At 57.2% G+C, this 16388-nt stretch carries 16 protein-coding genes; 15 read left to right on the top strand and 1 reads right to left on the bottom strand.

Features of this window, described 5'->3' with window-relative positions; all coding sequences use genetic code 11:
• Window positions 1-125 precede the first annotated feature (125 nt).
• From def to DQX05_RS03565, 11 genes are all read left to right on the top strand, one after another.
• Window positions 126-608: a peptide deformylase gene (def, locus tag DQX05_RS03615; RefSeq protein WP_119790953.1), complete on the top strand. Its 483-nt coding sequence runs from the start codon at window positions 126-128 to the stop codon at window positions 606-608.
• A complete protein-coding gene (fmt, locus tag DQX05_RS03610) occupies window positions 605-1546 on the top strand; it encodes a methionyl-tRNA formyltransferase (RefSeq protein ID WP_119790952.1) in 942 nt (313 codons plus the stop codon). Before def ends, fmt begins: the two co-directional genes overlap by 4 nt.
• Entirely contained in the window at window positions 1543-2964 is a 1422-nt protein-coding gene (gene rsmB / locus DQX05_RS03605; protein WP_259391765.1) for a 16S rRNA (cytosine(967)-C(5))-methyltransferase RsmB, read from the top strand. Before fmt ends, rsmB begins: the two co-directional genes overlap by 4 nt.
• A gap of 1301 nt (window positions 2965-4265) precedes the next feature.
• Window positions 4266-5318, top strand: coding sequence for a dual-specificity RNA methyltransferase RlmN (rlmN, locus tag DQX05_RS03600; protein ID WP_220483154.1), 1053 nt, complete (start codon window positions 4266-4268; stop codon window positions 5316-5318).
• Window positions 5319-5324: 6 nt separating this feature from the next.
• Entirely contained in the window at window positions 5325-6083 is a 759-nt protein-coding gene (locus DQX05_RS03595) for a Stp1/IreP family PP2C-type Ser/Thr phosphatase (RefSeq protein ID WP_119790949.1), read from the top strand.
• Window positions 6084-6087: 4 nt separating this feature from the next.
• Window positions 6088-8217, top strand: a complete 2130-nt coding sequence (gene pknB, locus DQX05_RS03590) for a Stk1 family PASTA domain-containing Ser/Thr kinase (protein WP_119790947.1) — start codon at window positions 6088-6090, stop codon at window positions 8215-8217.
• A gap of 134 nt (window positions 8218-8351) precedes the next feature.
• Window positions 8352-9269: a ribosome small subunit-dependent GTPase A gene (rsgA, locus tag DQX05_RS03585; RefSeq protein ID WP_119790945.1), complete on the top strand. Its 918-nt coding sequence runs from the start codon at window positions 8352-8354 to the stop codon at window positions 9267-9269.
• A 1-nt stretch (window position 9270) separates the two neighbouring features.
• Window positions 9271-9954: a ribulose-phosphate 3-epimerase gene (gene rpe / locus DQX05_RS03580; protein WP_119790943.1), complete on the top strand. Its 684-nt coding sequence runs from the start codon at window positions 9271-9273 to the stop codon at window positions 9952-9954.
• Window positions 9955-9989: 35 nt separating this feature from the next.
• Window positions 9990-10250 carry a hypothetical protein gene (locus tag DQX05_RS03575; protein WP_119791429.1) on the top strand — a complete coding sequence of 87 codons (261 nt, stop codon included), beginning with the start codon at window positions 9990-9992 and terminating at the stop codon, window positions 10248-10250.
• A 145-nt stretch (window positions 10251-10395) separates the two neighbouring features.
• The gene (spoVM, locus tag DQX05_RS03570; protein WP_006675261.1) at window positions 10396-10476 is read left to right on the top strand and encodes a stage V sporulation protein SpoVM; all 81 of its coding nucleotides are present in this window, start codon (window positions 10396-10398) and stop codon (window positions 10474-10476) included.
• A gap of 14 nt (window positions 10477-10490) precedes the next feature.
• Window positions 10491-10883, top strand: coding sequence for a hypothetical protein (locus tag DQX05_RS03565; protein WP_147385148.1), 393 nt, complete (start codon window positions 10491-10493; stop codon window positions 10881-10883).
• On the opposite strand, the gene rpmB is transcribed toward DQX05_RS03565, so the two are convergent.
• On the bottom strand, window positions 10880-11068 hold the full coding sequence (gene rpmB / locus DQX05_RS03560) for a 50S ribosomal protein L28 (protein WP_087442928.1): 189 nt from the start codon (window positions 11066-11068) through the stop codon (window positions 10880-10882). The genes DQX05_RS03565 and rpmB overlap by 4 nt on opposite strands.
• A gap of 170 nt (window positions 11069-11238) precedes the next feature.
• Here rpmB and DQX05_RS03555 point away from each other — a divergent pair, with 170 nt between their 5' ends.
• Genes DQX05_RS03555 through recG form a run of 4 tightly spaced genes read left to right on the top strand, consistent with a single transcriptional unit; the run spans window position 11239 to window position 16301 of the window.
• The gene (locus DQX05_RS03555) at window positions 11239-11598 is read left to right on the top strand and encodes an Asp23/Gls24 family envelope stress response protein (protein ID WP_119790940.1); all 360 of its coding nucleotides are present in this window, start codon (window positions 11239-11241) and stop codon (window positions 11596-11598) included.
• A gap of 54 nt (window positions 11599-11652) precedes the next feature.
• Entirely contained in the window at window positions 11653-13347 is a 1695-nt protein-coding gene (locus tag DQX05_RS03550; RefSeq protein WP_119790938.1) for a DAK2 domain-containing protein, read from the top strand.
• Window positions 13348-13363: 16 nt separating this feature from the next.
• A complete protein-coding gene (locus DQX05_RS03545) occupies window positions 13364-14230 on the top strand; it encodes a DegV family protein (protein WP_119790936.1) in 867 nt (288 codons plus the stop codon).
• Window positions 14231-14252: 22 nt separating this feature from the next.
• Window positions 14253-16301, top strand: a complete 2049-nt coding sequence (recG, locus tag DQX05_RS03540; protein WP_119790934.1) for an ATP-dependent DNA helicase RecG — start codon at window positions 14253-14255, stop codon at window positions 16299-16301.
• Window positions 16302-16388: the final 87 nt, after the last annotated feature.

The raw sequence follows: 16388 nt of genomic DNA, 5'->3' as shown, positions 1-16388 counted from the left end.
GGTTGCAGTCTTCAGTTAGAATAGGCCCGCCCGCTGCATAGCGAACGTTGGATTCAGAACGTGAAGCATGGCTTCCTTTTTGACAGAGCGATGTTGATTAAGACGAATAAAGGATGGTGTGCCCTATGGCATTGCGAATTATCGTACATGAACCGGATCCGGTTCTTCATCAGGTAGCTAAGGAGGTCACGAAGCTGACCCCGAATATTCACAAGCTGCTGAATGATATGGCGGACACGATGTACCACGCGGAGGGCGTCGGTCTGGCCGCGCCTCAGATCGGGATTCTGAAGCGAGTGATCGTTGTCGATGTCGGAGACGAGCACGGCTTGATCGAGATGATTAACCCTGTCATTCTCAAGGCGGAAGGGGAACAGCTCGGGCCGGAGGGATGCCTAAGCATTCCGGGGCTGAACGGAGATGTGCGTCGTCACCAGCATATTACGGTGCAAGGGCTTGACCGCCACGGGAAGACGTTCACGGTGGAAGCGTCGGATTTCCTGGCCCGCGCCTTCCAGCATGAGATTGACCATTTGAACGGCATTCTGTTCACCGAGATTGCGGAGAGTGTGTATGAAGTTCCGCGTGAAGGCAGGAAGGCGGAATGACGAAGATCGTATTTATGGGGACGCCTGAGTTTGCCGTCGCTTCCCTCCGCACGCTGATCCAGGAAGGGTACGAGATCGCGGCTGTCGTGACGCAGCCGGATCGTCCCGTCGGCCGCAAGCGGGTGCTGACGCCGACGCCAGTGAAGGCGGAAGCGCTCCAGCACGGATTGACGGTGTGGCAGCCAGAGAAGCTTCGCACCTCGGATACGGTGGACGATATCCGCGCCCTGCAGCCCGATCTGATCGTGACGGCGGCGTATGGCCAGATCTTGCCGAAGGCGGTGCTCGATATTCCCCGGCTCGGCTGCATTAATGTACATGGCTCGCTGCTGCCGAAATACCGGGGCGGTGCGCCGATCCAGCGTTCGATTATGAACGGAGAGACGGTGACGGGCGTCACCATTATGTATATGGCGGAAGGCATGGATACCGGCGACATGATCAGCCGGGTCGAAGTGCCGATTGGCGCGGATGACAATGCGGGCACGATGTTCGCGAAGCTGAGCGAGGCCGGAGCGGATCTGCTCCGGCGCACGCTGCCGGACATTATTGCCGGCCGGGTTGAGGCGGTGCCGCAGTCTCATGACGAGGCGACCTACGCGCCGAATCTGAAGCGCGAGGACGAGCGAATCGATTGGACGCGCCCCGCGGAGCAGATCGCCAATCAGGTGCGGGGCCTCGTTCCGTTTTCCGGCGCCTTTACCACTTGGAACGGCGAAGTCTTCAAAGTATGGGCGTGCCGGCCAGAGCCTGCGGCCGCGGGAGAAGCCGCGGCCGCCCCAGGCACAGTCCTGGCGGCCGGAATAGCCGGCCTTCGCATCCAGACCGGACAAGGCATCCTCTCCTTGCTTGAAGTGCAGCCTGCAGGCAAGAAGGCGCTGCCGGTCTCCGAGTTCCTCCGAGGCTGCAAAATGGAGCAAGGGACGGTGCTGTCGTGAACGGAGGAGAACGACGACCGCCACGCAGACGGTTGACAGCGCGTGATGTCGCGCTGGAGGTGCTCGTCCGGGTGGAGAAGGAAGGCTCCTACAGCAATCTGGAATTGAACCGGGCGCTGAAGGAAGCGCAGCTGGAACGGGCGGACGCCGCACTGGCGACGGAGCTGGTGTATGGAACGATTCAGCGGCTCAACACGATTGACGGCGTGCTGGCGCAGAAGGTGCAGCGCGGGCTGTCGAAGCTAAAGCCCTGGGTCCGCAACCTGCTCCGGATGACCGCATACCAGCTACGCTACCTTGACCGCGTCCCGCCGCATGCGGCGGTGAACGAAGCGGTGGCGATCGCGAAGCGGCGCGGGCAGCAGGCGATGGGCGGCTTCGTGAACGGCGTTCTGCGCGCCATCATGCGCGAACCGGAGCTATGGACCGTTCCGTCGGATGACAGCGCCGTGAGCCGTATCGCCTGGGAGCATTCGCATCCGGAGTGGCTCGTCGCCCGCTGGAACGCGGCCTACGGCGAAGACGAGACGGCCGCCATGTGCGCGGCGAACAACCGGCCGCCCCATGGCAGCGCGCGGGTGAACCGGCTGCGCGGCACGCGGGAGGCGCTGCTGGCAGAGATGCGCACGGACGGCTACCGGGCCGAAGCGTCCCCGCTCTCGCCGGACGGCATCACGGCCGCCGGCGCCGGCAACCTGGCGCACAGCGCCTGGTACCGCGACGGCCGCCTATCGGTACAGGACGAGAGCTCGATGCTCGTCGTCGAGGCGCTGCGGCCGGAACCGGGCATGCGCGTCCTTGACTGCTGCGCTGCCCCAGGCGGCAAATCGACCCATATCGCCGAGCGGATGGGCGATATGGGCGAAGTCACGGCGAACGACGTCCACGCCCACAAGGTGGCGCTTATTGAGGAGCAAGCCGCCCGGCTTGGCTTGACGTCGCTGCGCGTAATGAATGTTGATGCGGCGGAGCTGGGACAAGCCCTGCCGCCCGCATCGTTCGACGCCGTGCTGCTGGATGCGCCGTGCACCGGCTTCGGCGTCATTCGCCGCAAGCCGGACATTAAGTGGGCCAAGAGCGAGGAAGATGTCGCCTCGATCGCTGCCCTTCAGGAGCGGCTGCTGACGGAAGCGGCGCGTATGGTGCGCCCTGGCGGCCGACTCGTCTATTCGACCTGCACGGTAGAGCCGGAGGAGAATGGGGACGCCGTCCACCGCTTCCTGGAACGGACGCCGGGCTGGGCACTGGATGCATCATGGACGGGTGCCTTGCCTCAGGACGTGCTGGACGCAGCGCTGCGGAGGAGCCCAGCCGGCATGCTGCAGGTGCTGCCGCAGGATGCCGGATCCGACGGCTTTTTCATTGCCTGTCTGCAGCGTGCGGACGGACCGGAAGAGCCGGATGCTGAACGGAACTAACGCAATAGAGCAGGCATATAGCCGCATCGACCATACGGTTGCCCCGTTTGGATGATGCGGCTATTGTTAGTTACAGAAAGAAGGTATTCAATTCAGGTACGATCATGTACTTTTTTGCGAATGTGTTTGGAGGTTGTACTTCAAAAGTGTGGAATCCCTTTTATTGCTGTTCAACTTAATAAGTTCGAGAAGTATCCCCCCTGGCATTCCATTAGCTCATTCTCCCAATGAGTCAGAAAAGAGGAGACGCATGCAAGTTTTTTTATGCACTCTCCCATGCGGTCAGGAAAAGAGCGCGCGTGGGTTTCTTTTATGCATTCTCCTATGAGGTAAGGAAAGGGACATGAGGTTCCATTTATGCACTCTCCCATCTGTTCAGGAAAGAGGGCGTGCGAAAGTTTCTTTTATGCAATATCCCATGCGGTCAGGAAAGGGGACGTGCGTAGGTTCCATTTATGCACTCTCCCATCCGTTCAGGAAAGAGGGCGTGTGAAAGCTTCTTTTATGCAATATCCCATGCGTCAGGAAAGGGGACGTGCGTAGGTTCCTTTTGTGCACTCTCCCATCTAGTCAGGAACTTTCGCAAGTTTTTATACAGTCTTTTCTAGTGTCAGGACTGGACTTATTTGGAGAACTATTAGTAATCAATTCATCGATTTCTCGGAAACGGCCTGTTGGGCTTTTTAAAATGTATGCTGCAAATGGGCAATGGGTGAATCGGGGCGAGGCAGAAAGCTGAACAGCTACCTGACCAGTGGGGAGAACGAGCAAATGAGCCGTCAAAGAGAAACTGAGCGGATGGTTAATGGTCAAAAGGGCCGCTGCACAGCTACCTGACCAGTGGGGAGAACGAGCAAAAGAGCCGTCGAAGAGAAGGATGAGCGGATGGGATAATGGTCAAAAGGGCTGCTGAACAGATGTCCGAGCAATTCGGAGAACGGCCTATGGTACCGTCAATCACAAGCCTTAGCAGGCAGGAGAATGCCCTGCATGGATTTTCAGGGGCAGCATCTGAGGGGCAAGTTTTTTCGACATTTTGGGGTGGACATGCGCATATATGAGGGCAGGTTGGTTATATACTCGGAATGAGGCCTAGTGATGGTTCTGCTGACTGCGGGACTTTTCGGTTCGCGGGGCTTTGGGAGCAGGGACATGCCGGACGCCGGGAGGATGGGGCACTTGCGGAGCCGGCGAGTCTAGGACAGAGGATGCGAATTTGGCTTGGCTTTTGGCAAAGGCGCCATTTGTGGTAAAATAGATCGACTACATGACAAGTGATGAAGCGAAAGGTTGAACAGTACATGAAACCATTTATATACGACTATACGTTCGAGCAGCTCCAGCAATGGCTGAAGGAGCAAGGGGAGCCTGCTTTTCGGGCCGGGCAAATATTTGATTGGCTCTATGTGAAGCGGGTAACCAGCTTCGAGGAGATGTCGAATTTGTCCAAGGGACTTCGCGGCAAGCTGGATGAGAGCTTCGAGTTCGTGAACTTGAAGGTGATTACGCATTTGAAGTCCGAGGACGGCACCGTCAAGTTTTTGTTCGGGCTGCATGACGACCATGCGATCGAGACGGTCATCATGAGGCATAGTTACGGGAACAGCATCTGCGTCACGACTCAGGTCGGCTGCCGCGTCGGCTGCACGTTCTGCGCCTCGACGCTCGGCGGGCTGAAGCGCAATCTGACGGCGGGAGAGATCGTCGCTCAGGTCGTCACGGCGCAGAAGATGCTCGACGAGACGAATGAGCGCATCAGCAGCATCGTTATTATGGGGACTGGCGAGCCGTTCGAGAACTATGACGCGACGATGGCGTTCCTGCGTACGATGATTCATGAGAGAGGGCTGAACATCGGGCAGCGTCATATTACCGTGTCGACGAGCGGCATTGTGCCGAGCATTTATCGGTTCACGGATGAGAACACGCAAATTAATCTGGCGATCTCGATCCATGCGCCGAACGATGCGCTGCGCTCGAAGCTGATGCCGGTCAACCGCCGCTATCCATTCATTGAGGTGATGGAGGCGCTGAAGCATTATCAGGTGAAGACCGGGCGCAGAATTACGTTCGAGTACGCCCTAATCGGGGGCGTGAACGACAAGGTGGAGCATGCGGAGGAACTGGCTGATGTGCTGAAGCGGATGGAGATGCTGGCCCACGTCAATCTGATTCCGGTCAACTATGTACCGGAGCGCAATTATATCCGCACTCCGCGCAACGATATTTTCAAGTTCCATCGCACGCTGCTGGATCGGGGCATCAACTCGACCATCCGGCGGGAGCAGGGGCATGACATTGCCGCCGCTTGCGGCCAGCTGCGTGCCAAGCATTTGGAGTCCAATGCGAGGTGAGGAAGAATGAGAGCAGTGCATCGTTCCGATGTTGGACGCGTGCGCGCAGTCAATGAAGATCGGGTCTATGTATCCGAGCTGGCGAACGGCTATGATATCGCTGTCGTCGCGGACGGCATGGGCGGTCATCAAGCGGGCGATATCGCAAGCCGCCTGGCGGTAGAGACTGTCGTCTCCGAGCTGGCGGCCCTGCCGCAGCAGCTGGAGGAGCAGCAGTTGGCGGGAGCGTTGGAAGACGCGATTTTGCGTGCCAATCACACGATTTTCCATATTGCATCCCAGGATGAGAAGTACCACCACATGGGAACGACCATTGTGGCGGTGCTGTTTCCGTCTGGGCATACGAGCGGATACATAGGCCATATTGGTGACAGCCGAGCCTATCGAATCGGCCGGCGAGGGATCGTTCAACTGACGGAGGACCATACGCTCGTCAATGAACTCGTCAAGAGCGGCCAGATCGGCCCGGAGGAGGCGGAGCGCCATCCGCGGCGCAACGTGCTGGTGCGGGCGCTAGGCACGGATGAGGAGGTTAAGGTGGATATTATCCCGGTGGAGTACGGCGAAGACGATACGCTGCTGCTGTGCAGCGACGGCTTGACCAGCATGGTGGATGAGGACCATATCTGGAGCACGGTCATCGATCCGTCGCTCCCGTTATCGGCGCGGGCAGACCGGCTGCTTAGCCAGGCGCTGGAGGCTGGCGGAGACGACAACGTTACGGTCGTGCTGCTGGAGCATCCTGGCGCCGGGAAGGAGGAGTGAGTACGTGATAGGAACAACACTTGCCGGAAGGTATGAGATTACCGCCCGAATCGGCGGGGGCGGCATGGCTCTCGTCTATAAGGCATTGGATAATCTGTTGAACCGTTATGTCGCGGTCAAAGTGCTGCGCCAGCAGTTCGTGCATGACGAGGAGTTTATCCAGCGCTTTCGGCGAGAGGCCCAGTCTGCCGCTTCGCTGAGCCACCCGAACGTGGTCAGCATTTACGATGTCGGGCAAGAGGACGACACGCATTATATTGTGATGGAGTATGTGGAAGGGCATAATCTGAACGAAATTATACAGCAGCGTGCTCCGCTGCAGGTTGAGGAAGCGGTGCGGATCGCGTCTCAAATATGCGATGCGCTCGACCATGCCCACCAGAATCGGATTATTCATAGAGATATTAAGCCTCATAATATACTGATCGGCCGCAACGGCCGGGTGAAAGTAACGGACTTCGGCATCGCGCGGGCCGTTACGTCATCGACCATTACCCAGACGGGATCGGTCGTCGGCTCGGTGCATTATTTTTCACCGGAGCATGCGAAAGGAATCTCGGCGGGAGAAAAGTCCGATCTGTATTCTCTCGGCATCGTGCTCTACCAGATGCTGACCGGCAGACTGCCGTTTTTGGGCGAAAGCCCGATCAGCGTCGCGCTCAAGCATTTGCAGGAGCCGTTCGAGGAACCGCGCAAGGTAAATCCGCATATTCCGCAAAGCGTGGAAAATATTATTTTGAAGTCGATGCGCAAAAATCCGGCTGAGCGGTACCAGTCCGCTGCGGAAATGCTGCGCGATCTGGAGACCAGCCTGTCTCCGGAGCGGGCGCAGGAAGCGAAGGTGATGTTCGCCCAGCGCAAAGTGTACGAGGACCCGGAAGAAACCCGCGTCATGCCGGCCATTCGTGCCCAGGAGCGGGAGGAGCGGCAGCCTTCGGACACGTATCCCGGAGCGGCGCCCGCACCCGCAGCCGCAGCAGTGGCAGCCGGCAGGGAACCGGCCAAGCCGGCGCAGAAGGGATGGGTGAAGCCGACGGTCTGGATCGGGGCCACGCTGTTGTTCCTCGGCATCCTGATTGGCGTCGTCTTTTATGTGAAAAGTCTGCTTGTCGTCAAGGATGTCGTCATGCCGAACCTCATCAATAAGACGGAGCAGCAGGCGTTACAGGAATTGCACGACCTGAAAATCGAGGTCGAGGACCCGATTGTGCGCGAGCCGAAGGAAGGCTTCGAGAAGGGCGTCGTCTTCGATCAGAGCAAGCCGGAGGGCACGAAAGTCAAGGAAGGTTCGAGCGTCCGGCTGTATGTGAGCGAGGGAACGCCGTATATTGAAATGGATGACTATACCGGCAAGCCTTCGGAATTGGTCATTCAGCAGCTGATCGAAATCGGCTTCGACAGCTCCCGTATCACGAAGGAGCCCGTCTTCGACGATGAAGCTGAGCCGGGAACGGTGGTCGGCACGACTCCGGCTGCCGGGGAGAAGGTTGATCCGCGCAATGCTTCGGTGAAGCTGTTGGTCAGCAAAGGCAAGGAAACGTTCGGCATGCCGAATCTCGTCGGGGCGACGAAGGAGGAAGCGATCGCCAAGATTGAAGCGAGCGGGCTGAAGCTGGCCAAGGACGGCATTATCGAGGAGCCGAGTTACGAGCAGCCGGCCGGCCGCGTATTCAAGCAGCAGCCGTTCGAGCCGAACGATCCGGTCTCCAAGGGCTCGGAGGTCCGCATTTATGTCAGCTCGGGCTACCCGCCGGAGGCGCTGAGCTATACGTTCCCGCTGCCTGTGGCTCCCGAGGAGAACGGCAAGACAAGTACGATCCGCATTGACTATACGGATGCAACCGGAGAGAATAAAGAATGGGGTACGCAGAAAATATCATCAAGCCAAATCTTCTACGTAGAGCTCGTGCTCGCTCCGAACAAAGATGGGGTCGTACTATTGTATCGGGATGGTCAATTCCTGGATACGTATACGGTGAGCTATACCGATGCCAAGCAGGGCACGGTGCAGATACCGGGTCTAGACGACCCCTCGGCCAGGCAAGGGCAAGAAGTTGAAGGAGAAATTCAAGGACAAAGCGGAGGAGAAGGTGAAGGGCAAGAAGAAGGGGGAGGAATAGACCCGGACGAGTAATTGTCTGCAAGCCTTCTTCCAAGACAAGATTACCCGCCCTTCCATCGCGCGTCTCCGATGGCGATGTGTCGATGGAGGGGCCCCTATAACTTCGAATTACATGGAGGGAATCGATATGTTCATGGTAGATAAGCATGCCTAAAGGCCTTATCGTCAAGGCGTTGAGCGGATATTATTACGTGGAGGAAGAGGGGAAGCGCGGCGGAAAGTCGGTGCAGTGCCGGGCGCGCGGCATTTTCAAGAAGAAGGGCGTGTCCCCGCTGGTCGGCGACCGCGTTGTCTACTCCATCACCGAGAATGGAGAAGGCGTGGTGAACGAGATCGAGCCGCGGGAGAGCGAGCTGATCCGGCCTCCGATAGCCAATGTATCGCTGGCGGGGCTCGTGTTCTCGGTAACGGAGCCGGAGCTGAATATGCAGCTGCTGGACAAGTTCCTCGTCCATATCGAGCATGCAGAGGTGGAGGCAGTCATTCTGCTGACGAAGTGGGATCTGCTCGATCGGCTTCCGGAGGAGGAGTCGGCTCGTCTGGGCCGGCGGATGGAAGAGTTAATCGCCTTGTACCGGCGCATCGGATACGAAGTTATCGCCACGAGCGCCAAGGGCGGATTCGGTTATCAAGGCGTGGCAGACCGGTTAGCTGATCAGATCAGCGTATTTGCCGGCCAGTCCGGCGTTGGCAAGTCATCTCTCTTGAATGCGATGCTCCCTGGGGTGTCATTGGAGACGAACCAGATTAGCCAGCGGCTGGGCCGGGGCAAGCATACGACGCGCCACGTCGAGCTGCTGCCGCTCCCGCAGGGCGGATATATCGCCGATACGCCCGGCTTCAGCCAGCTTGATTTCCTTGAGCTTGGGGTGGAGCAGCTCGGCTGGTGCTTCCGTGAATTCCGAAGCTATTCGGGCGATTGCAAGTTCAGGGGCTGCACTCATATTCACGAACCGGGCTGCCGGGTGAAGGAAGCGGTTCAGGAAGGCCTGATCGCCGATTCGCGCTATGAACATTACCTGTTATTTTTCGACGAAATGAAAGACAAACGACGGAGGTACTGACATGACAGCACAGCAAACGATTCGTATCGCCCCATCTATCCTATCGGCCGATTTCGCGAAGCTTGGCGAAGAGGTTCGGAATGTGGAGCAGGGAGGCGCCGACTGGATTCATGTGGACGCGATGGACGGCCGCTTCGTGCCGAACCTGACGCTCGGACCGAACATTGTGCAAGCGATCCGCCCGCATACGGCGCTGCCGCTGGACGTGCATTTGATGATTGTCGAGCCGGAGAAGTATATTGAGGCGTTCGCCGCCGCAGGCGCGGATATCATTACGGTGCACGCGGAAGCATGCCCTCATCTCCATCGGGTCGTCCATCAGATTAAGGAGGCGGGCGCCCGGGCGGGCGTGGCGATTAATCCGGGAACGTCGCTGACGGCGATCGAACAGGTGCTGGCAGAGCTTGATCTGGTCCTTATTATGACGGTGAATCCGGGATTCGGCGGACAGAAGTTCATCGCTTCGATGACGGACAAAATCCGCCGTCTTCGCCAACGGCTGAACGAGCTGGGACGGGCAGAGACTCATATCGAAGTGGACGGCGGGATTACGGTCGAGACGGCCCCACTGGTCGCTGCGGCAGGAGCGGATGTGCTCGTGGCCGGCAGCGCGGTCTACGGAGCGGACAGCCGGGAAGCGGCCATTCAGTCTATCCGTGAATCCGCGGAGCGAGCGCGGCAATGACAGGAGCGGAGGGGCCGGAGAAGGGGAAAGTCCCTATGTGGAGAACGGCGCTGACGCTGGCATCGTACAGCTTTGTTTGCGGCACGCTGGTCGGATTTTACGCATTTTTGAATTTCCCGTTAAGTATCATTTGCTCGATCGGCGCGCTTCTGCTCGGAATTCGCTTTTTCAAGCGGAATCCGACAAAGGGGATGCGCATCGGCTTGATTTTGTTGTCGATTTTGTTCTATTTTATCTTTGTCTTCATGATGTCCGTATATTTATACATGCAGCAGATGCCGGCACCTGCGGCATAAATGGGCGCGAATCGGGCTTGTCGCCCGTGCATAGATGATTGGCCTGCGGCATATGATGGTTACATGAGCACAGATCTCTCATGTAACCTTTTTTATGTTGCAAGAGAATAGCGGGGTAGGATGAGAATGACGAGGAGGGTGGAACATGAAGTTTTATACGTTTAAGCTGCCGAAGTTTTTGGGAGGTTTCGTCAAGGCGATTTTAAATACGTTTCAAAAAAGCTGACGTTCCAGGCGGCATTGAAGCTGAGTCGGTATCCATCCATCCGATCCGTGAGCGCATGTGCGGGAGCGGGGCAACATACAGTAACGGTGATGAGCTCCGGACGGCTGTCCGGCAAGCATGGGACAGCGGCCCAGCCGCACTTGGATGGGGATGCCCGTTCGGCGGGGGATTGCCGAGATGCCATCCGCCGCACGCCATGCCGGACAAGAACCATCCATTACCAGTCGCCGGCGGTGCCGCGCTGGAATGAGAGCGCCGGGACCGCGATTCCCTCCAAAACAAGCCAAGCCGTTGAGATACAAGCCTGTCCGAAGTTGTCGAGACGAAAGATCGCGAATGAATTAGGCGATCAAAAAAAGCACCTGATTGCGCTTCAGGTGCTCTTTCTATATGGAGGCTGGGATTAGACGCGAGTCACTTTACCTGCCTTCAATGCACGCGTGCTCACGTATACGCGTTTTGGTTTGCCGTCAACCAAGATGCGAACCTTTTGTACGTTTACACCCCAAGAGCGGCGAGATTTGTTGTTCGCGTGCGATCTGTGATTACCCGAGCCTGGTTTTTTCCCCGTTACATAACATTTGCGAGCCATGCCTTACACCTCCTTATCCCAAAGCACCCTTCATACGTTAAATACCTAAATATGATATCATATTTTAAAATCTGTAGTCAACCGAATCAAAAACTTTGTTTATTTCTCTTTTCTATTATAGTACAATGTTGATTAGTCCATAATACTCAAAAAAAGGAGTGGAGTGAACCATGGCCATCCAACTCAATATGGAATTCGGCAAGGTGAACATTTCGGAAGAAGTCGTGGCGGTGATCGCCGGTTCTGCGGCTATGGAATGTTATGGACTCGTTGGAATGGCATCGCGCAAGCAATTGAAGGACGGTATTGCTGAGTTGCTCGGACGAGGCAATCTGTCGCGTGGTGTCGAAGTGCGCCAACAATCCGATAGTCTACATATCGATTTATATATTATTGTAAGTTACGGAACCAAAATCTCCGAGGTGGCGCACAACATCCAAGCCAAGGTGAAGTATGTACTCGAACATGACATCGGTCTCGCAGTGGACCAAGTGAACATCTTTGTACAGGACGTACGCGTACTAAGCTAGGAAGGGGAATATTCGTTGAACAAGCGTTCTTTAAATGGAGCACAATTTGCCAGTATGGTGCTGGGCGGGGCAGATTCGCTCAATCGCCATGCCGAACACGTCAATACATTGAACGTTTTTCCAGTCCCGGACGGAGATACGGGGACGAACATGAATTTGACGATGACAGCGGGCATTACTGAAATGAAAGCGAAGCCGTCCACGTCTATCGCCAAAACGGCGGAGGTGTTGTCCAAAGGGCTGCTTATGGGCGCTCGGGGGAACTCGGGAGTAATTCTGTCCCAATTGTTCCGGGGATTTAGCCGGGCCGTAGCCGGCCTTGACGAAGTGAACGCATTTCAATTCGCCCACGCGCTGCAAGGCGGCGTGGACACTGCTTATAAAGCTGTGGTCAAGCCCGTGGAGGGCACGATACTGACGGTCGCGAGAGAAGCGGCCAAGCATGCCGTCCATATTGCGCGCCGGACGCCGGACTTGGTCGAGTTCATGCGGGAAGTGACGAACAAGGCCAAGGAAGCGCTGGCCAAGACGCCGGAGATGCTGCCCGTGCTGAAGCAAGTCGGGGTCGTGGACTCCGGCGGGCAAGGCTTGCTCTATATTTATGAAGGATTTCTGGCTGTGCTGGAAGCAGGGGCGGAAGGAACTGCCGAAGCGGTCATATCGGTTCCGGTCGAGAAGACGGCTGCGGCGCCAATGCCTGCACAGGCCAAGCTGCATACGGAAGACATCGAATTTTTATATGATATGGAATTTTTTATCGATCGTGCCCGCAATCGCGCAGCAGCTGTGCCCTTTAATGAAGATATATTTAGGAAAGCGCTTGCAAAAAATGGGGATTCCATTATCGTCATCGCAGACGACGATATTATCAAAGTCCATGTTCATTCCCGCAAGCCGGGCGAAGTGCTTGATCTGGCGATGCAGTACGGGGAATTGATCCGGATTCATATTTTGAACATGCGCGAGCAGCATCGCGATATTTTGCAAGGGGAGCATGGGGAAGTGTCCGCGATGCCGGAGCTGTTCGCGGAGATGCCGCTTGCGGATATCGTCACGGAGAGCGTTCCGGTTGAGCCGCCTGCGGATGAGATCGCTCAATACGGCTTCATCGCCGTGGCGATGGGACAGGGCATCCACGACATCTTCACCAGCCTCGGGGTGGATATCGTTCTGTCCGGCGGTCAGACGATGAATCCGAGCACGCAGGATTTCATCGATGCTATCGGCAAGATCACGGCGCAGCACATCTTCATCCTGCCGAACAATTCGAATATTGTGATGGCGGCGAAGCAGGCAGCCGAATTCGTGGACCGTGAAGTGACGGTCATCGAGACGAAGACGATCCCGCAAGGCATTGCGGCGGCTTTCGCCTTCCAGGAGGACGAGGATCTGGAGGTGAATCGGACCGCGATGCAGGATGCGGTCAGCCATGTTGTGTCCGGACAAGTTACTTATGCCGTGCGCGATACGACGCTGGACGGGCTGGATATTAAGGCAGGCCACTATATGGGCATCGCCAACGGCAAGATTGTCGTAACGACCGAATCGATGAGCGACACGCTGCAGCAATTGCTCACGAAGATGTTGGAGGACGGCGGCGAGGTGATTACGCTGCTTACCGGCGAAGAGGCGAAGGCAGACGAGACGGAAGCGCTAATCGAATGGTTGAGCGAGCATTATCCGGATGCGGAAGTGGAAGTCCATCAGGGCGGACAGCCTATTTATGCATATCTTATCTCAGTTGAGTAACGAAGGAGGGATGTGAATGGCATCTATCCGTATCGTCACGGATAGCACAGCGGATATTCCACAGGAATTACGCGAACGCTATCGCATTGAGATGATTCCGCTCAAGGTGCATTTCGGGAACGATATGTACCAGGATGCGGTCACGATCAGTGCAGAGCGGTTCTATCAATTGCTTGTTGAAGCGAAGCGGCTGCCTACAACGTCCCAGCCTTCTCCTATCGAGTTCCTGGAGGTGTTCAAGCGGTTGAATGCCGAGCCGGACACACAGATCATTTCGATTCATCTGTCGGCCGCATTCAGCGGAACGTATCAATCCGCCGTGCTCGCGAAGAACATGATGGAAGAAGAGTCCGATATAACGATTGTCGATTCGAAGTCGGCATCCTACGGATTCGGGCTTATCGTGGTGGAAGCTGCCAAGATGGCGGAGGCAGGCCGTACGAAAGAAGAAATTTTGGCCATGATTGAACGTTATCAGCGGGAACGCAAGCTTTTCTTTTTGGTTGATACATTGGAATATTTGCAAAAGGGCGGCCGCATCGGCAAAGCAGCGGCATTATTCGGCACACTGCTCAATATTAAACCGATTCTCTCTATCGATGATGAGGGAGAAGTGTATGCGGTGGAAAAGGTGCGGGGTCATAAGAAAGCGGTGGCCCGCATCCTGGAGATGCTGAAGCAGCAATTCGAGGGAAGACCGGTGCATACGGTCATGGGATATACGAGCAATCCGTCGGCAGCGGATGAATTGGCGGCAGCCATTCAGAATACATTGGACGTTCGATCCATGGACTACACGATCGTGGGCTCCGTCATCGGCACCCATGTCGGGACTGGCGTCGCCGCCGTCTTCATGTGGCCTGCGGACGAAGCATCGTCCTGACAGGATACGGACGTTATCGGCCATGATTCCATTGAGTCAATGTCCCGTAACCATGGTCAAAGGCGTGAGCGCGTTGAAACAAACCGAGCTTCACGCCTTTGGCATTTTTACCGTTGCCGATTTGCTCGATTATTTCCCTTTCCGTTATGAAGATTTTCACCTCCGCCGTCTGAGCGATGTGAAGGACGGCGACAAAGTTACTGTCGAAGGACGTATTATGAGCCAGCCCGTCCTGCAGCGGTACGGCCGCAAGTCCAGACTGACCTGCCGCGTGCTGGTAGAGGAATGGCTGATTACGGCCACCTGGTTCAACCGTCCGTATCTGCGCGAGCAGCTCGAGCAGGGGCGGGATATTGTGTTGACCGGCAAATGGGATCAGCGCCGGATGCAGCTGACAGTCTCGACGTCGGAATTCCCCGATAAAGGGGCGAGCCGGATTGACACGCTGCAGCCGGTCTACTCGGTCGGGGGCAAGATTACGCAGGCGTGGATGCGCAAGACGATTGCCCAGGCGCTGCAGCAGTTCGGCGAAGCGATGACAGAACCGCTGCCGCCGGAGATGCTTCGGCGCTATCGGCTTATGCCGCGGAAGCAAGCGGTTCGCGCGATGCATGTGCCGCATGATGTCGAAGAAGGCAAGCAGGCGCGGCGGCGGCTCGTCTATGAGGAGCTGCTGCTGTTCCAGTTGAAGCTGCATGCCTTCCGCGCGCTGACTCGCGAGCGCTCGGACGGTGTCGCGTTCATGGTCGACAATTCGACGGTGCGCCAGTTCACCCGCAGTCTGCCGTTCGAGCTGACGGACGGACAGAAGCAGGCGATTACCGACATTTTGCATGATATGCGGCAGCCGTCCTGCATGAACAGGCTGCTGCAGGGCGATGTCGGATCCGGCAAGACGGTCGTTGCCGCGACGGCCTTGTATGCTGCTATCCGGGCAGGGTACCAGGGCGCGTTGATGGTCCCGACGGAAATATTGGCGGAGCAGCATATGCGTTCGCTAACGAAGCTGTTCGCTCCCCACGGCATTGAGGTCGGGCTGCTGACCGGCAGTCTGACCGAGCGGAAGCGCCGTGATGTGCTCGCGGCGCTGCAGATGGGCATGATCGACATCCTGGTCGGGACGCATGCCCTGATACAGGAGGATGTCCATTATCGCAAGCTCGGCCTCGTCATCACCGACGAGCAGCATCGCTTCGGGGTCAATCAGCGCAGCATATTGCGCCGGAAGGGCTGGAATCCGGATGTGCTGACGATGACTGCCACCCCAATTCCGCGAACGCTGGCGATTACGGTCTTCGGCGACCTGGACGTGTCGTCGATTCGGGAACGTCCGGCGGGCCGCAAGCCGATCAAGACGTATTGGGTCAAGCATGACATGCTTGACCGGGTGCTGGGCTTCATTCGCCGGGAGGCGGAGGCTGGGCATCAGGCTTATGTCATCTGTCCGTTGATTGAGGAATCGGACAAGCTTGACGTACAGAATGCGATCGATGTGCATGTGCAGATGCAGCAGGCCTTCCCCGATCTGCCTGTCGGGCTGCTGCATGGACGGATGACGCCGGCCGAGAAGGATGAGGCGATGCGTTCCTTCAGCGCAGGAGAGACGAAGGTGCTTGTCTCGACGACGGTTATCGAGGTCGGCGTGGACGTGCCGAATGCAACGCTCATGATCGTGATGGATGCGGAACGGTTCGGGCTGTCGCAGCTTCATCAGCTGCGGGGCCGGGTCGGCCGGGGCGGGCATCAGTCGTATTGCGTGCTGATCGCCGATCCGAAATCGGAGGTCGGGCAGGAGCGGATGCGTATCATGACCGAGACCGAGGACGGCTTCGAGCTGTCGCAGCGCGATCTGGAGCTGCGCGGTCCGGGGGATTTTTTCGGAACGAAGCAGAGCGGATTGCCGGAGTTCAAGCTGGCGGATATGGCGAACGACTACGCGGTGCTGGAGCAGGCGCGCGATGATGCAGCTGCGCTGATCCGGTCGGAGACGTTCTGGACGTCGCCGGATTATGGCGGTCTGCGCGAGGTGCTGCAGCGCGAGCAGCTGCTCCAGGGCGAGCGGATGGATTAGGCCCGAGTCGTTCGCGGGCAGCCGGTTCGGATGGCATTCCGGCCGATTGGGCAATTCGGGCGGATAGCAGACAAGCGTTCGGACATA

This window comes from Paenibacillus thiaminolyticus (assembly GCF_003591545.1).
Classification (GTDB): domain Bacteria; phylum Bacillota; class Bacilli; order Paenibacillales; family Paenibacillaceae; genus Paenibacillus_B; species Paenibacillus_B thiaminolyticus_A.
Note: the sequence above shows the minus strand (reverse complement) of the source record. Positions and strands in the feature narration are given on the sequence as shown.